Source organism: Acidovorax sp. T1 (genome assembly GCF_002176815.1).
Lineage (GTDB): Bacteria > Pseudomonadota > Gammaproteobacteria > Burkholderiales > Burkholderiaceae_C > Acidovorax.
The window spans coordinates 3,620,107-3,635,268 of record NZ_CP021648.1; the positions used below are offsets into that span (position 1 = coordinate 3,620,107).

17 protein-coding genes are annotated in these 15,162 nt (G+C 65.1%); 9 read left to right on the top strand and 8 right to left on the bottom strand.

Translation table 11 applies throughout. The annotated features are described in order from the left end of the window. Position 1: 1 nt before the first annotated feature. The 8 genes from CCX87_RS16850 to CCX87_RS16885 are packed head-to-tail and all read right to left on the bottom strand — an operon-like array spanning position 2 to position 7,238. Positions 2-2,626 carry an ATP-binding protein gene (locus tag CCX87_RS16850; RefSeq protein ID WP_003050276.1) on the bottom strand — a complete coding sequence of 875 codons (2,625 nt, stop codon included), beginning with the start codon at positions 2,624-2,626 and terminating at the stop codon, positions 2-4. 9 nt (positions 2,627-2,635) lie between these two features. After that, complete coding sequence (gene nucC / locus CCX87_RS16855) at positions 2,636-3,361, bottom strand: CBASS effector endonuclease NucC (protein ID WP_003050273.1); 726 nt, start codon at positions 3,359-3,361, stop codon at positions 2,636-2,638. A 36-nt stretch (positions 3,362-3,397) separates the two neighbouring features. Beyond that, a complete protein-coding gene (locus CCX87_RS16860; RefSeq protein ID WP_003050264.1) occupies positions 3,398-4,300 on the bottom strand; it encodes a CBASS oligonucleotide cyclase in 903 nt (300 codons plus the stop codon). Then, the gene (gene cap7, locus CCX87_RS16865) at positions 4,300-4,800 is read right to left on the bottom strand and encodes a type III CBASS phage resistance system CD-NTase-associated protein Cap7 (protein ID WP_003050262.1); all 501 of its coding nucleotides are present in this window, start codon (positions 4,798-4,800) and stop codon (positions 4,300-4,302) included. Before cap7 ends, CCX87_RS16860 begins: the two co-directional genes overlap by 1 nt. Beyond that, positions 4,797-5,267: a type III CBASS phage resistance system CD-NTase-associated protein Cap8 gene (gene cap8, locus CCX87_RS16870; protein WP_003050260.1), complete on the bottom strand. Its 471-nt coding sequence runs from the start codon at positions 5,265-5,267 to the stop codon at positions 4,797-4,799. The genes cap7 and cap8 overlap by 4 nt, the downstream gene beginning before the upstream one ends. Further along, on the bottom strand, positions 5,264-6,178 hold the full coding sequence (cap6, locus tag CCX87_RS16875) for a CBASS system CD-NTase-associated protein Cap6 (RefSeq protein WP_003050256.1): 915 nt from the start codon (positions 6,176-6,178) through the stop codon (positions 5,264-5,266). Before cap6 ends, cap8 begins: the two co-directional genes overlap by 4 nt. Positions 6,179-6,195: 17 nt before the next feature. Then, a complete protein-coding gene (locus CCX87_RS16880) occupies positions 6,196-6,771 on the bottom strand; it encodes a PIN domain-containing protein (protein ID WP_003050248.1) in 576 nt (191 codons plus the stop codon). Then, the gene (locus CCX87_RS16885) at positions 6,768-7,238 is read right to left on the bottom strand and encodes a helix-turn-helix domain-containing protein (RefSeq protein WP_003050245.1); all 471 of its coding nucleotides are present in this window, start codon (positions 7,236-7,238) and stop codon (positions 6,768-6,770) included. Before CCX87_RS16885 ends, CCX87_RS16880 begins: the two co-directional genes overlap by 4 nt. 203 nt (positions 7,239-7,441) lie before the next feature. On the opposite strand from CCX87_RS16885, the gene CCX87_RS16890 reads away from it, so the two are divergent. From CCX87_RS16890 to CCX87_RS16930, 9 genes are read left to right on the top strand one after another with little or no spacing between them, the layout of a single operon-like run. Then, on the top strand, positions 7,442-7,825 hold the full coding sequence (locus CCX87_RS16890; RefSeq protein WP_003050229.1) for an integrative conjugative element protein, RAQPRD family: 384 nt from the start codon (positions 7,442-7,444) through the stop codon (positions 7,823-7,825). Beyond that, positions 7,822-8,055 (top strand): TIGR03758 family integrating conjugative element protein, encoded by a 234-nt coding sequence (locus CCX87_RS16895; protein ID WP_003050225.1) that lies wholly within the window; start codon positions 7,822-7,824, stop codon positions 8,053-8,055. Before CCX87_RS16890 ends, CCX87_RS16895 begins: the two co-directional genes overlap by 4 nt. 16 nt (positions 8,056-8,071) lie before the next feature. Next, positions 8,072-8,431, top strand: a complete 360-nt coding sequence (locus CCX87_RS16900) for a TIGR03745 family integrating conjugative element membrane protein (RefSeq protein ID WP_020307818.1) — start codon at positions 8,072-8,074, stop codon at positions 8,429-8,431. Between the two features lie 11 nt (positions 8,432-8,442). Continuing rightward, entirely contained in the window at positions 8,443-8,841 is a 399-nt protein-coding gene (locus CCX87_RS16905; RefSeq protein ID WP_003050133.1) for a TIGR03750 family conjugal transfer protein, read from the top strand. Continuing rightward, on the top strand, positions 8,838-9,530 hold the full coding sequence (locus CCX87_RS16910; RefSeq protein WP_003050116.1) for a PFL_4703 family integrating conjugative element protein: 693 nt from the start codon (positions 8,838-8,840) through the stop codon (positions 9,528-9,530). The genes CCX87_RS16905 and CCX87_RS16910 overlap by 4 nt, the downstream gene beginning before the upstream one ends. Then, positions 9,527-10,438, top strand: a complete 912-nt coding sequence (locus tag CCX87_RS16915; RefSeq protein ID WP_003050114.1) for a TIGR03749 family integrating conjugative element protein — start codon at positions 9,527-9,529, stop codon at positions 10,436-10,438. Before CCX87_RS16910 ends, CCX87_RS16915 begins: the two co-directional genes overlap by 4 nt. Beyond that, complete coding sequence (locus CCX87_RS16920; RefSeq protein WP_003050111.1) at positions 10,428-11,846, top strand: TIGR03752 family integrating conjugative element protein; 1,419 nt, start codon at positions 10,428-10,430, stop codon at positions 11,844-11,846. Before CCX87_RS16915 ends, CCX87_RS16920 begins: the two co-directional genes overlap by 11 nt. Further along, positions 11,827-12,276, top strand: coding sequence for a TIGR03751 family conjugal transfer lipoprotein (locus tag CCX87_RS16925; protein ID WP_003050109.1), 450 nt, complete (start codon positions 11,827-11,829; stop codon positions 12,274-12,276). Before CCX87_RS16920 ends, CCX87_RS16925 begins: the two co-directional genes overlap by 20 nt. Next, complete coding sequence (locus tag CCX87_RS16930) at positions 12,276-15,158, top strand: conjugative transfer ATPase (protein WP_003050106.1); 2,883 nt, start codon at positions 12,276-12,278, stop codon at positions 15,156-15,158. The genes CCX87_RS16925 and CCX87_RS16930 overlap by 1 nt, the downstream gene beginning before the upstream one ends. Positions 15,159-15,162: the final 4 nt, after the last annotated feature.

The window sequence follows — 15,162 nt, forward strand, 5'->3', positions numbered from 1 at the left end:
TTCATCGGTTCTGCAGGGTATCAAGAGCAGCATCCAACGCCGTAACCGCCTCGACGACCGTTCTTACCGTCGCCCGATCGAACTCATGATCGCGCTGAGCGTCGTGCACACCGCTATTGAGGTAACCCCATTCAATACTCGTACCGCTGACATTGAGCAGCCTGACCAACGCCCCCACGGCATCCGGCGCACCCGCGTGTTGCGCCGCGATACGCTCGACGGCCGACCGCAACTTGGTGCATTTATTGTTCAGCTCCCAAGGCGCGCGGGGCCCGCTCAGCTTGATGTCGATCCGGCCGTCCGTCCGCCGACCCAGCCACGTCCACAGGCGGTCCGTCAGACTCTCCAGCGCCGGCCGGGCCTGACGCAGTGCCTCGCGTTTCTCGTCAGCCGCCAACGCCTGCTGGGCCAGAAGAACATAGTTCTTCGCTGGCGGGTCGCTGTCGACCCGCAGTTCGTGCTCTCCCTGATGCGGGAGAAACTTGTAGCGCTTGATGGCGCCAGCGCGCCGGGCGCCCAGCTCCTGCTGGATGCGATGCAGGAATTCCTCGGCGTGCGAGGTGAGGATGACCTGCTTACCGTCGAGCAGGCCATCCTCGAAGAAGGTGCGCCAGATGCCGTCGCGGTGGTCATCGTCGATCGCATTGACGACGTCATCAAAGATGACGACGGGACAACCCTGCGCGATATTTTTGGCGAGTAGTATCGCCAGGCCGAGGCACTTGATGTGCCCCTCGCTGAACACGATTAGCGCGTCGTAACGGACACCCGGCTCCCCAGCGAACTCCACCTCGATCTTGCCGTTCTCGGCCACTGGCAGCCACAGCGCGTGCAGCAGATCGCCGGGCGGATCGGCCCGGTTGAATGCGTTGTAGAGCTGGCGCGCTTGCTCTCCCAGCCCTTGGAGCAGCACACCTGGAAGTGCGGCAAGGTAGGCCTGAATCTCGGGCAAAAAGCCGTCGTAGGCAACCTTGACCCGCTGATGGTGCGCCACCACCGCCACTTCCGCAGCAACGACCTCGATCAGTTCGCGGTTCGCCTCGTCGAACTGGGCGACGGTCTGGCGGGCAGTGGCCAGATCCTGATCGGCCGCCCCCCGCAAGGTGCGCAGTCGTTGGACCTCCAACTGGTGCTGCTGTAGGCCATCTCGCTCCTGTGCCAATGCGCCGCGCTGGGCATGCACTTCCCGCGCCTGCGCGTCGACCCCTTCAATGATCTCGGCGATCCGCAGCAGAGCGTTCCAGGCACGTCGATCTCCATCGACCCAGGCACCAAGCCAATTGCCGGCCGCAGTGGGAGGCAGCAGCGGCAGGCCAGCACCCTGTGATTCGGCCGGACAGGCAACGGCACCCGCCGTTACCACGCGGCGCATCTCCTCCCACAGAACTCGGACCGCCTCGCTCAACTGCGTGCGATGTCCGGTCTCCTGCTGTTGGAGGGCAGCCAGTTGAGCAAGCTGCTCCAGGCCCGCGCGTGCCTTCGCGAACGGATCCTGCGCCACAGCGGCCAGTGCAGTTCCACAGGCGGGGCAAGCCGTCGCCCCGTCCGCCAGCGCCAACACGGCCTCGTAGAGCTTCGCGTATGACACCTCGCCGGCGCGGGCGGCAAGCTGCCCGGAAGACGCCCGCCACAGTCCCTGGATCCGATAAGCCTCTGCCAGCAACGCCTGCAGACGGGCCTGCGTCACTTCATAAATGGCAGGCGGGTTGGCGTCCAGTTGTGCCTGGACGTACGGCAGCCGCCCTTGTTGCTGCGGTGTGCCGAGCAGCCAGTCGACGCAGGCCTGGTAGGTCGCGCCAGGCCACATGCGCTGCGCCAAGGCCTGCTCTAGGGCCTCGACCGCAGCAATCTTCTGCGGATAGGCGGCGATCGTCTGCTCGGAGTTCGCCAACTGTACGCGGCGTTGTGCCAGCTGCGCAGCTTGGACACCGGTGAGCATCAGGTCCTGATCAAGCAAAGGGTTGAAGCCCCGCACGAATTCGCTGAACTGGTCCACGCCGAACAGGGTTGCGATCAGTTGCCGCTGGTCGCCCGGCGTCCGCGCGGCGATGCGGGCGAAGTCGTCAAGGCGGTTCTTCTCGATGAAGCAGAAGCGGTATTCGGCTTCATCTGGCTGGACGGCCTGGGGCTGGTCTTCCGCCCGGGACGATAGGACAGGCGCGACATGACGGCGCAGGCGAGCGTTGTTGCAGTACGTCCGCTGGTCGACCCGCTTGGCCTGCGCTTCGCTGATCGAACCGAGCATCGCCACTTCCAAGGCTTCGCAGAAGCTGCTCTTGCCGGTGCCGTTGGCACCGTAGACCAAGGTGATGTCATGGCTGAGGTCGAACGTCTCCTGCCGCATGAATCCTCGAAACGGCCCGACTTCGAGCTGGTGCAGTCGCCCGAGCGCCGGCCCGTTTTCGGGGCCGCGCGCGTCCCCGTTGTAGGCGACAGGCATCTGCGCCAGATGCGCGATGGCCAGCGGCGCCAAGCGCGTGGAGCGCCCCCGGCGTGCAGCACCGACCTCGGCCAGTGGCTGCAGGTGATCGAGCACCAGGTGCGCCAGCCGGCGCACGTCGTCGTGCACGTGCCGCTGCGCCAAGTGCGCTAGGAACCGGTGGTACTCCGAACGTATGCTTGCCACAGCGACCCCTCACTTGGTCAACCACTGACCGTAAGCCTCCACATCGATCATGGGGACCGTTCCACTGAACTGAAGCTGCGCGATCAGCTTGAAAAGAAACGCGGTCGCCGGCTTGTTTTCGTTGGTGTAGCTGTACGCGCCGCTGGCTTGGTCATAGAAAAAGTGCCCGTGGGCGGCAACGCATCCGATGTCCAGACGCCCCTCGGTGAGGTTTGCGTTCAGCGCCTTGTCCATGGATGGGCCCAATGCTGGACTCCATTCGCTCTCGAAGGTGAGCAAGCCACCCAGAATCGGAATCAACGGCTTCGCTGGGTAGGTCCCGCCAGCGTGCGGGATCGGCAGGCTCGTGCGGTGCAGCCTGCGCACACTGGCGACCTTCTCCTGGGCATAGGCCACAAGCCCCGCGTCAGCCGTCTGCTTGGCCTCGAACACGGCGTACACGCTTTCGGCTGGGATGATCGTCTCGTTCTCGTAGGTGAAGATAAAAGGCGAATATTGCCGATCAAACACCACCACATCGATCTGCTGGCTGAAGTTCCCCAGGCTGTCCACCACATGCGCCTTGGCCGCCTGGTACCGTTTGGGCAGATAGGTATCCAGCATGTCGATCCAGACGTTCTCGCTCGCATCCCCCTTCGTGCCCGGGTGACCGAAGGTCTTGCGTACTACGGACAGGCGCTGCTGGATGTCCTCGTGCAAGGACGACAAGAGTTGGGAAAGCGACCACTGGGACATGTTGTACCTCGATTGGACGTATGGCAGCCGACGGGGTCAGGAAAGCGGGAACTTGGGGCCAAACAGCGCACGCCAGGCTCGAAGCGCTTCGAGATTGCGACCGCGACGCGCGTGGTCGATGGCGACACTTGCGTCCTGGCTCGCTTGCGACAGCAGTTGCTGCGCGCGCTGCTTGCGCGCAGCGTCCATGTCGTTGCTGATCGCCGGCCCGAGGCCGGCCGGGTCAGGCCACTCGTCATGGACACGATCAGCGAGCGTGGCAAAGAATGACTGGATCTCGCGATCGAACGATCCACCCCAGCCGCCGTAGAGACATTCCAGTGCCATCACCTCGATAAGGAATGAGGGCTTCACCGGCTTCTGATCGCCGTGCTTGGGATTGTTGTTCCAGTACTTCACCATGCGCACGAGACCTTTCCACTCATTGCCATAGGCTTGGTGCGCTGCGGTCGCCTTGTCCTTATGGATCTCCGGGTCCGTCTTGATCCACTTTCCGGACGCCGAATCGGGGATCTCATACTGGTCGCCGGTGTCGAATGCGGGCACCGCATCCACGCTGACCACCCGGTAGTCCGTGTTGTCCTCCGCGTCGATGTGAACACCGAAATCCACGTTGATCGAGCGCGCCTGTTTGCGCACGGCTGCCGAACCGTATTTCTCCACCAATGCAGAGTGGAAATCATCCAGCACTACCGATGCGGCCTTGCCGTGGTAATGCTTCTCCGAGTCCTTCAGCACGAAGAAGATGTCGATATCCTTGAGCGGCTTCGTCTTCGTGTATCGAGCATAGGAGCCGGTCAGGAAGCTGCGCGCAATACCGAATTTCGTCTGCAGGTAGTCTCGCACTTCGTTCTGGCGCTGCGAGGCATTCTTCTGCTCGCGCTCGTTGAGTTCCAGGCGCGACTTGAACTTGCGAAAAGCTTCATCGATCGACAGCATCAGCGTTGCCTCCAATATCCAGCCTGACCCGCCAGGCCGCTGTGTTCCACAGTCGAGCCCAGGCTCTGCTTGACCATCCCATCCGTCGAGCGATAGCTTCCTTTGCTCCACCCATCCACGTCAGGCCGCCCGGGCTTTGTATCAAGCATGACTTTGTACTTAGCCTGCGATGGCAACAGCCCAGCCTTCTTGATCGCGTATTTCAACTGCTCGGTATCTGTCCAGAAGCTGCCGTCGCCATCGGACCACCCATACACGATGTCGATATCCCATCGGGTCACAAGCTTGTCGGTTGCCGGGTTGTAGATCTCCAGAATCACCTTGCGCAGATCACCGGTCCCGAGCCACGTCTTGATGGCTCGGGTATTGCTCTCCCAGCGATCCGCAAAGTGCTCAGGGTCCAGCCCACTGAGCAGGATGATGTCTTTCAAGCTCTTGAGGATGTTGTCGGTCACATAGGTAACCGAGTGCGTGTACGAGTAGGTGGCGACGGTGCTCATGACTTGAGGAAACCTCCGAGGTCGAGCGACAGCGCTTGCCCAGCATCGTCCTGCGCCTGCGTGGCAATTCCTTGGCTCAAGTCCCGTGCAATGATGCGAGAACAGTGCTTTTTGAGCGCGGTTTGCACCCAGCCGAGCTGCTCCTTCGGACACGGCAGCGAGACTCCCCAGTCTCCCTTCAACGGCTCGAACCCCAAGACTTCTTCGTTGGCATCATCACCATCGATCGCGTCTTCGTCGAAGAGGCAGTAGATCCTGGTCCGTGGTCCATCGCATGTCGCAACGATGGGCGCGCTCTTGGGTGCCTGGTCGGCGATCAAGCTGGCGGCCACGCCCGCCACGGCCCTGAGTTCAGAGCGAGCCGTGCCGTCCTTGCCCTGAGTGAGCAGTTCGACAATGGCATCCCACGTCTGCAACGCATCGCGGTGCGGCGAACTGCGAAACGTCCGGCTGACAACGGTGGTCATTTTTGCTTCCCTCCTTGAAGGCGCATTTGCTTTGCCTGTCGTATCGCACTGCGCAGGTGCTCTACGGAAAGCTTGTTCGGATCGATAGCCACTTGCGGGTCGGCCGCGAGGGCGTTGGCTACGACCTTGCGAATGGCCCGACCATCCAATCCGACGCACTCGCCAGCACACGCGTCGAACTGGTGAGCCGAGGAAAGCTTGCCAATCCCCGGAAATGTCTTTGCCAGGCCATTCAGGCAGTCCACCAGGATCTGCTTGCAGGCATCCTTGCCGGGCAGTGGCACCTCCATCACCATGTCGCAACGAGACAGGAAGGCACTGTCGACGGCCTGTGGGAAGTTGCTGGTGGCCACGAACAGCAGATGCGGGTTGCGTTCGGCCAACATGTCCAACTGCACCAACACCGCATCGGTGGCCCGGTGCACATCAACCGGGTTGGCTTCCAGGCTGAGCTTGGCTCGATCAGCCGCAAGCGTTTCGACCTCGTCCAGAAGGACGATCGTCGGGCCCGCCGCTGCGGATTCTGCGATCGATTGCGAGAACAGGTCTGCCACGGCGCGTTGAGTCTTTCCCATTGCAGAGCTCGTCAGCGTGTGAGGCTCCACTTCCAGCAATCGAAACTTCGCAGAAGAAAAAGATTCGGCCACACGATGCGCCAAGCCCCGTGCCAAGGAGGTCTTCCCAGTCCCCGGTGGGCCGACCAACAAGATCACGCCGTGCAGGGGGAGTACCGTGCGCTCCACCTTGGGGCGCACCGTGAAGTTGACGATCGCTTGTGACAGCAACTGTTTTTTGATGGCTTCGTCCATCACGATCGAATCCCACAAGTCACCCAGCGACTTGTCCGGCAGCTTCCAGCTTCGATGGATGCCTTTCGGCAAAGTGGCGTCTGATGAAGGATTCTTGGTCATCCGTGGCTCTCGGCGGGTCAGAGAATGGTGCGATAGGTCGCCAGCACCTTGGTCGTTTGCACAAGGCCTTGGCGCAGCAGGATTTCGAGATAGCGGTCCACATCGATCGGCGGATGCTTGAGTTGGGCACGCTGGCGCTGCGCAGCCGACACTACGGCGGCCGCATCCAGATCCAGCAGGTTGTCCACAAACTCATCGGGGTGCTGCGATTCGATGCCGTACGGAGCCAGCAGATCGTTCGGGAAATCCCGTTCGTTGAACGTCACAATCACGCTCGCACCGCAGCGAATCGCCGCAGCCAGGACGTGCCGATCGTCCGGATCGGGCAATGTCAGGCCTGCCACGAGCGCTTCGTAGCCCTCCACCAAGCCGTCCGGAATGGCCCTGTCCATGAGATCCGACGTCCTGTCGACCTGAACCCGGGTGAGATCGGGGCGGTTGATCAACAGGTTGCGTTTCCACTCCTCATGAATGGCTTGGCTCCACCGCGCCCGGAAGCGGCCAGACAGGCCGAGCCACATCAGGAAATCCCGCAGTGGCGCGGGATATAGAACGCACGCGTCGTAGACGGCGGTGAATGGGGAATGCCTCATTCGTATCCCATTCCCAACTCTTGCGACTGCTGAGCGAGTTCGGCCATCGCCTGCTCACTGGCGCGCTCGCGCGCTTCCTTGTACTGCATCAGATCGGCGAACCTCACCCTGCGGTGCTTGCCGGTGCGATGAAATGCCAACACCCCATCTTCTAGCAGCTTGACGAAATGGGGACGGGACACGTTGAGCAAGTCCGCCGCCTCTTGGGTCGTCAGCTCTGCATGGACGGGCACCACCTTTACTGCATTGCCATCGGCCAACTCGGCCAGGATGTCGACCAGCAGGCGCAACGCCGAGGTAGGCAGTTCCACCTGATGAGCCTGTTTGTGGTCATCAAAGATCTGGATGTGCTGCGTCTCGAACTGGGTTGCGAGGTAAGCCGCCAAGGCACGTTGACCCTGGACGGCTGCCTTAACCTCTCCCGCGGCGGGAAGGGTCATCTTGGATTGGGCAGTGGCGGTGGTCATGGGTAGCTCCTAAGCGAAAACGGTTGCAGAGCCGATCATATTCGAAACACTCGAAAAACGCAATAATCGAAACGCGACCCGGGCTTTTGTAGGTTCGCTCGCGGCATGCCCAATCCGGTCGTCCGCCAGTTCCTATTGTTTGCGGCCTAAAACAGCCCTGATCTCCACGATCACCCCATTGCTGATCACACAGGAATGGCGCGATGGTGGCTTCGATCTGGCTGCGCGCCGCGCATCGCGGCGTACCCACTCTTCTCGTGACGGCCCTCCTGCTGGGTCAGTCCCCGATGGCCTTGGCCGAGTCCCCTGCGCAGCGCCAGGAGCTGGTCGCCGCACTGCGCCAGCTCGACGCGCTGGAGCGCACCGTCGCGGACAGCGCCGCGCATGCCCCCATCCAGCCGGGCGAGCGCTACCACTTCGACTACCCGCGGCTGCTGGCTGACCTGGCGCGTGTTCGCGCCGGCATCCAGTTCCATCTGACGCCATCGCGCGCCCAGCCGCGCGACCCCTCCGAACTGGCCGGCGACTACCGCACCGAGCGGGCGACCGAGCCGCTGCCGGCGACGACTGCGGAGGGCAAGCCATGAACGGCGCCCAGGTCTCAGCATTTCAAGCCAACAGCGGCATCGCGCCTTCCGCGATGGCGACCGTCCTGGTCGGCGTCGTGTTCGCGGTCCTGCTCGTGTGGGGCGTCTGGGCCATCCGAACGGCCTACGTGGGGTGGTCCGAGAGCCGCCTCAACCAGCGCCAGTTCCTCGGCGTCTGCATCCGCTTCGTCGCGATGTACCTCGTCCTGAGTTTCTTCCTCCTGTCCTGACCTGAAAGGCCCGACCATGCACAACCGCATCTTCACTTCCCGTTTTGCCCAGCGCGCCGCCGTGGCCCTGGGCGCCGCCGCGCTGCCCGCGCTGTCGTTCGCGCAAGGCTTGCCGCAGTTGGAGAACCCGACGCGCGGCACCGGCAACGGCATCATGGAGACGATCCGCAACTACGGCTACGACATCATCATGCTCGTGGCCCTGTTGGTGGTGGCGTCGATGTTCATCGGCGTGTGCTACCACGCCTACGGCACCTACGCGGAAATCCACACCGGCCGCAAGACCTGGGGCCAGTTCGGCCTCACGGTCGCCATCGGCGCCGTGCTGCTCGTGATCGGCATCTGGCTGCTCACCGAAGCCACCGGCATCCTGTAAGCGAGGCCGGTATGTCCGAGCAGCAGCACGTCCGTGCGGACGGAACGGTCACCTTCCTTCCGCACCGGCTCAACCGCCATCCCGTTGTCGTGCGCGGCCTCACCGCCGACGAGCTGTGGATCTGCTGCGGCCTGTCCGGCGCCGCCGGCCTGCTGGTCGGCGCGCCGCTGTCCTGGGTGTTCCGCACGATCGCGCTGGCGCCGACGTTCGTCGTCCTGGGCGTGGCCTTGGGCGTGTTCATCGGCGGCGGCATCCTGCGCCGCCTCAAGCGTGGGCGCCCCGACACCTGGCTGTATCGGCAACTGCAATGGCGCATCGCCACGCGCCATCCGCTGATGGCTGGCTGGGTCGGTGGCCATGTGCTGATCTCGCGCTCGGGCTTCTGGTCCACCCGCAGGAGCATGCGATGAGCCGCTTCAAAAACGAGGTTACCCACCTGCAGGCGCACATCAAGACCTTGCGGCTGGGCGCGGGCGCGCTGGTCGTCGTCGCCCTGGTCATGGGCGGCGGCTGGTGGAGCGCGCCGCGCGACCTGACCATCCACGTCCCGCCCGACCTGCGCTCTGGCAGTACCCGCAAGTGGTGGGAAGTGCCGCCCGAATCGGTCTATGCGTTCACGTTCTACGTGTTCCAGACGCTGAACCGCTGGCCGACCAATGGCGAAGAAGACTACTCGCGCAACCTCCACACGCTCTCGCCGTACCTCACCCCGTCCTGCCAGGCCTTCCTGCGGGCGGACTATGACTACCGCCGCTCCACGGGCGAGCTGCGTCAGCGCGTGCGCGGCATCTACGAGATTCCCGGCCGCGGCTATGGCGACGACCCCACGGCGCGCGTGCGCACCGTATCCGATCGCGACTGGGTGGTGACGCTGGACATCACGGCGGACGAGTACTACGGCGCCGAGCAGGTTAAACGCGCCCTGGTGCGCTATCCGATCAAGGTCACGCGGGTGGACGTCGATCCCGCCCGCAACCCGTTCGGCCTGGCGCTGGACTGCTATGAGGGCGCGCCCCAGCGCATCAGTGCACCGGAGCCGGCGCGCCCGGCGCCGAGTGGCCTTTCTCCGCAAGCGCCTCAAGGAGGAAACACCCCATGAAGCATCCTGTACTCGCGCTGCTGGGGCTACTGGCCGTGGCCGCGGCACCCGTCGCCCAGGCGGTGGAGATCCTGCGTTGGGAACGCATGCCACTGGCAGTGCCGCTGAAGGTCGGTCAGGAACGCATCGTGTTCATCAACCGGAACGTGCGCGTGGGCGTGCCCGCGGGCGTGGGCGAACGCCTGCGCGTGCAGAGTGCGGGCGGCGCGGTGTACCTGCGCGCCAGCGAGCCGATCGAGCCCACGCGGTTGCAACTGCAGGACGCCGACACGGGCGCGCTGATCCTGCTGGACATCGCAGCTGAACTGCCCAAGGACGGGGAAGCCGAGCTGGAGCCGGTGCGCATCGTCGAGGGTGACAGCGCACCGGGACGCTATGGCGAGCAAGCCGACAGTGCCGAGGCCCCGGCACGCGCCCAGGGCCAGGCAGGTGCGCGGACCGCGCGGCGCGAAACTCCGGTCCCTGTCGTGCTGACGCGCTTCGCCGCGCAGAACCTCTACGCACCGCTGCGCACCGTCGAGCCGCTTCCGGGCGTCATGCGGGCCAACCTGCCCCGCGACCTCGACCTGGACACACTGATGCCAACGCTGCCGGTGCGCGCGGTCGCGCTCGCGTCGTGGCGCCTGGAAGACCAATGGGTGACTGCCGTGCGCCTCACCAACACCGGCGCCGACTGGGTCGCGCTCGACCCGCGCGTGCTGCAAGGCGATTTCCTCACCGCCACCTTCCAGCACGAGGCGCTGGGTCCGCGCGGCACGCCCGAGGACACGACCGTCCTCTACCTGGTCACGCGCGGCCGCGGCCTCGCGCAGTCGCTGCTGCCGGCGATTCACCGCTTCGACCCTGCCGTGCATCTGCCGCAGCCGGACGGCGACGAGAACGTCGAGGAGGCCCGCCATGCGCAGTAACGGCCTGCTCAAGTGGCTGATGATCCCTGTCGCCATCCTGGTGCTGTTCGTCGGTATCCGGCTGTTCTCGGGTGGCGGCAGCACGGCGCCACCCGCGGCGGACAACGGCGCCCAGCTCACGCCCGAGGAAATGAAGGCGCTGGGCATCGAAGGCGACACCCCGCGCGACACCGTGGCGACGCTCGTTGCCCAAGTGAAGCAGTTGCGCACCGAGCTTCAGACCGCGCTCTCGGACAACAAGTCGCAGCGTGAAGAGAACCAGCGGCTGCGCCAGCGCGAGAACTCCATCGACCAGCGCATCAACTCGGCGCTCGAATCCGAGCGGTCCAACCTGCGCCGCGACCAGGAGCAGGCGGCCAGCGCGCGCCAGCAGACCGAAGGGCTGCTCGCCGACCTGCAGCGGCGCCTGGACAGCATCGGCGGGCGCGGCGGCGGCCATGCGGACCTGCCCGTGGGCCTGGGGCTGCAGGGCGGCGACGAGGCCGGCATGGAGGGCGGCGTGCGGTGGGTCGAGCCGGACGACGCAAAGCCCGCCGAGGGGCGCAACGCCGGTCGTGGCGCGAGCGGCGGAATGAGCTTCCCCACGAGCTTCGGCCCGGCGCAGAGCACGCTCGAAACCACCGCGGAAACCGTGGCGAACGCGGGCGCGCAAGTCGCGGGCGTCAAGACCGCGAAGCCCGTCTATACCGTGCCGACCAACTCCACGCTCATGGGCTCGGTCGCGATGACGGCGCTGATCGGCCGTGTGCCGATCGACGGCACGGTGAACGATCCCTATCCGTTCAAAGTCCTGGTCGGGCCGGACAACCTGACGGCGAATGGCATCGACATTCCCGATGTGGCCGGCGCCGTGTTCAGCGGCACCGCCTCGGGCGACTGGACGCTTTCGTGCGTGCGCGGCCAGGTGCGCAGCATCACGTTCGTGTTCAACGACGGCACGATCCGCACGATCCCCGAAGACCGCGAGGGCAACCAGCAGAACAACCAGCAGCGCGATGGCTTGGGCTGGATCAGCGATCCCCACGGCATTCCTTGCGTCAGCGGCGAGCGGCGCAGCAACGCCCAGCAGTACCTCGGCTCGCAGGCCCTGATCACCGCGGCCGGTGCCGGCGTGGCCTCGCTCATCGAGAGCGACAGCGGCCGCATGTCCTATGTCGGCTCGGACGGCTCCATCGGCACCGTGGGCATCAGCGGCCAGGAGGCGGTCGGCCAGATTCTGGCGGGCGGCGTGCGGGACATGTCGGCCTGGGTCAACAAGCTCTACGGCCAAGCGTTCGCCGCCGTCTATGTCCAGCCCGGCGCGAAGGTCGCCGTCCACCTCGAAAAGCCGCTCGCCATCGACTTCGATCCCGAAGGCCGCAAGGTCGATCACCGCACAGGAGAAAGCCATGCTCTCGAACTTGAATAGCTTGGCCCGTGGCCTGGCGCTGGTCCTCGCCGTCGCGGCGCTCGCCGGCTGCGCCACCAGCAAGGAAAAGCTGCTGACCCACGGTGACCGCACGATGATGGACATCTGGCAGCAGGAGGCCGGGGACGGCGGTGGCGCAGCCGGACGGAACGCCGGCGGCCAACTGCTCGATGCGCGCCAGAGCCTGCGTCGGCCGCTGACCGACGCCGATATGCAGGCCGCACCTGCCGAGCAGATGCGCTACACGCGCACCGCGCGCAACGAGGTCCATCGCCAGTTCCAGCGCCTGCCCAATCCCGATCTCGTGATGTACGTGTACCCGCACCTGGCCGGCACCGATCCCGTGCCGGTGCCCGGCTACACGACCGTCTTCCCGCTGTACCAGCGCATTCAGTACGCGATGCCGGGTGAGCGCGTGGAGGACTACTGATGCGCTGGAAACTTCCCTGGCCTAAGCCGGCCGCGCTGAAGCTGGCCGCATCCGGCGCTGGTGATGACGAGCAGCCGGACGGCTGGCAGCGCCACATTGAGGCCTTGCGCCAAGCCGGCATCCCCGAACCCGGCTCGGCAGTCCGGGGCCGCAAACCGGCGACGGAGGCCGACGAGCAGGCGCTGTACGAGGTCGCACCGTCCTTCGTGGAACTGCTGCCCTGGGTCGAGTTCTTGCCCGAGTCAAGGTCCATGTTGCTGGAGGACGGCCAATCGGTGGCGGCCTTCTTCGAGCTGGTGCCGCTGGGGACCGAGGGCCGGGAACCGGGCTGGCTTGCCCACGCCCGCGACGCCTTGGAGAACGCGCTGCAGGACAGCTTCGATGAGCTGGACGAGAACCCCTGGGTGCTCCAGCTCTATGCCCAGGACGAGCCGAGTTTCGACCAGTACATGCAGACCCTGCGTGACTACGTGCAGCCACGTGCCCGCGGGACAGCGTTCACCGAGTTCTACCTGCGCTTCTTCGGCCACCATCTGCGTGCGGTGGCCAAGCCCGGCGGCCTGTTCGAGGACACGGTGGTCACGCGGCTGCGCTGGCGCGGGCAGACGCGGCGCGTGCGCATGGTGGTCTATCGACGTGCCACCGGGCAGGCAAGCCGCCGCGGCCAGACGCCCGAGCAGATGCTGAACATCGTCTGCGACCGCCTGTGTGGCGGGCTGGCGAACGCCGGCATCCAGGCACGGCGCATGGTCGCAGCCGACGTCCACGACTGGCTGCTGCGGTGGCTCAATCCGCGCCCCGCGATGCTCGGGCCCAGTACAGAGGACCGGGAGCGCTTCTACGCACTGGCGCGCTACCCGGACGAGACTGAGGCCGGCGAGATCGAACTGGCGAGCGGGCGGGATTTCAGCCAGCGGCTGTTCTTCGGCCAGCCACGCTCCGACGTGGAGCACGGCACCTGGTACTTCGACGGCATGCCGCACCGTGTGCTGATCACCGACCGGCTGCGCATGCCGCCCGGCACGGGACATCTAACCGGCGAGACCCGCAAGGGCGATGCGATCAACACGCTGTTCGACCAGATGCCGGAAGACACCTTGCTTTGTCTCACGATGGTTGCCACGCCCCAGGATGTCCTGGAATCGGATCTGAACCACCTGGCGAAGAAGGCCGTGGGCGAGACGCTGGCGTCGGAGCAGACGCTCAAGGACGTGCATGAAGCCCGCTCGCTGATCGGCAGCGCGCACAAGCTCTACCGGGGCACGCTGGCGTTCTACCTGCGCGGGCGCGACGAGGCGGAACTGGATCGGCGCGGCCTGGACCTGGCGAACGTGATGCTCAACGCTGGTTTGCAGCCGGTGCGAGAGGATGATGAGGTGGCGCCGCTCAACAGCTACCTGCGCTGGCTGCCGTGCTGCTACAACCCCGGCAAGGATCGGCGCCGGTGGTACACGCAACTGATGTTCGCCCAGCACGCGGCAAACCTGTCGCCGGTGTGGGGCCGTGCCCAGGGTACGGGGCATCCAGGCATCACGATGTTCAACCGCGGCGGCGGGCCGATCACCTTCGATCCGCTCAATCGCCTGGACCGGCAGATGAACGCCCACCTGTTCCTGTTCGGCCCGACGGGTTCCGGCAAATCGGCCACGCTCAACAATCTGCTGAACCAGGTCACGGCCATTTATCGGCCGCGCCTCTTCATCGTGGAAGCCGGCAATAGCTTCGGCTTGTTCAGCGACTTCGCCAGGCGCCTGGGCCTGACCGTGAATCGGGTCAAGCTGGCCCCCGGATCGGGCATCAGCCTAGCGCCGTTCGCCGACGCGCGCCGGCTGATCGAAACGCCCAGCGATGTGCAAACGCTCGATGCCGATGCGCTGGACGAAGACCTGCCACCCGATGCCTCAGCCATGGAGGCGGACGAACAGCGCGACGTGCTGGGCGAACTGGAGATCACGGCGCGGCTGATGATCACTGGCGGCGAGGACAAGGAGGAAGCCAGGATGACGCGCGCCGACCGCTCGCTGATCCGCCAGTGCATCCTCGACGCCGCCGAGCACTGCGTGGCCGAGAAGCGCACGGTGCTCACGCGCGACGTGCGCAATGCGCTGCGCACCCGCGGCCAGGACCCGACGTTGCCCGAGATGCGGCGCGTGCGGCTGCTGGAGATGGCGGACGCGATGGACATGTTCTGCCAAGGCACGGACGGCGAGATGTTCGACCGCGACGGCACGCCGTGGCCCGAGGCCGACATCACGCTGGTGGATCTCGCGACCTATGCCCGTGAGGGCTACAACGCGCAGCTCTCGATCGCGTACATCAGCCTCATCAGCACGGTGAACAACATCGCGGAGCGTGACCAGTATCTCGGCCGCCCGATCATCAACGTGACCGACGAAGGCCACATCATCACGAAGAACCCGCTGCTCGCGCCGTATGTCGTGAAAATTACAAAAATGTGGCGCAAGTTGGGCGCCTGGTTCTGGCTGGCGACGCAAAACATCGACGATCTGCCGCGCGCCGCAGAGCCCATGCTCAACATGATCGAGTGGTGGATCTGCCTGTCGATGCCGCCGGACGAGGTGGAGAAGATCGCACGATTCCGCGAACTCTCGCCGGCGCAGAAGGCGCTGATGCTTTCGGCACGCAAGGAAGCGGGCAAGTTCACCGAGGGCGTCATCCTCTCCAAGAGCATGGAGGTGCTCTTCCGCGCCGTGCCGCCGAGCCTGTATCTCGCGCTCGCGCAGACCGAACCCGAAGAGAAGGCCGAGCGCTACCAGCTCATGCAGCAGCACGGCGTCAGCGAGTTGGATGCCGCCTTCAAGGTGGCCGAGAAGATCGACCGGGCACGCGGCATCGAGTCGCCGGCCCTGGCCCTGCCCTGAATCT

Bases quoted from the DNA above. Each gene is read 5' to 3' on its own strand.
- CCX87_RS16905 (WP_003050133.1), top strand. From the start codon at position 8,443: ATGTCCGAGCAGCAGCACGTCCGTGCGGACGGAACGGTCACCTTCCTT.
- nucC (WP_003050273.1), bottom strand. From the start codon at position 3,361: ATGTCCCAGTGGTCGCTTTCCCAACTCTTGTCGTCCTTGCACGAGGAC.
- CCX87_RS16890 (WP_003050229.1), top strand. From the start codon at position 7,442: ATGGTGGCTTCGATCTGGCTGCGCGCCGCGCATCGCGGCGTACCCACT.
- CCX87_RS16885 (WP_003050245.1), bottom strand. From the start codon at position 7,238: ATGACCACCGCCACTGCCCAATCCAAGATGACCCTTCCCGCCGCGGGA.
- CCX87_RS16860 (WP_003050264.1), bottom strand. From the start codon at position 4,300: ATGCTGTCGATCGATGAAGCTTTTCGCAAGTTCAAGTCGCGCCTGGAA.
- CCX87_RS16910 (WP_003050116.1), top strand. From the start codon at position 8,838: ATGAGCCGCTTCAAAAACGAGGTTACCCACCTGCAGGCGCACATCAAG.
- CCX87_RS16930 (WP_003050106.1), top strand. From the start codon at position 12,276: ATGCGCTGGAAACTTCCCTGGCCTAAGCCGGCCGCGCTGAAGCTGGCC.
- CCX87_RS16895 (WP_003050225.1), top strand. From the start codon at position 7,822: ATGAACGGCGCCCAGGTCTCAGCATTTCAAGCCAACAGCGGCATCGCG.
- CCX87_RS16925 (WP_003050109.1), top strand. From the start codon at position 11,827: ATGCTCTCGAACTTGAATAGCTTGGCCCGTGGCCTGGCGCTGGTCCTC.
- cap6 (WP_003050256.1), bottom strand. From the start codon at position 6,178: ATGACCAAGAATCCTTCATCAGACGCCACTTTGCCGAAAGGCATCCAT.
- CCX87_RS16920 (WP_003050111.1), top strand. From the start codon at position 10,428: ATGCGCAGTAACGGCCTGCTCAAGTGGCTGATGATCCCTGTCGCCATC.
- CCX87_RS16880 (WP_003050248.1), bottom strand. From the start codon at position 6,771: ATGAGGCATTCCCCATTCACCGCCGTCTACGACGCGTGCGTTCTATAT.
- CCX87_RS16900 (WP_020307818.1), top strand. From the start codon at position 8,072: ATGCACAACCGCATCTTCACTTCCCGTTTTGCCCAGCGCGCCGCCGTG.
- CCX87_RS16915 (WP_003050114.1), top strand. From the start codon at position 9,527: ATGAAGCATCCTGTACTCGCGCTGCTGGGGCTACTGGCCGTGGCCGCG.
- cap8 (WP_003050260.1), bottom strand. From the start codon at position 5,267: ATGACCACCGTTGTCAGCCGGACGTTTCGCAGTTCGCCGCACCGCGAT.
- cap7 (WP_003050262.1), bottom strand. From the start codon at position 4,800: ATGAGCACCGTCGCCACCTACTCGTACACGCACTCGGTTACCTATGTG.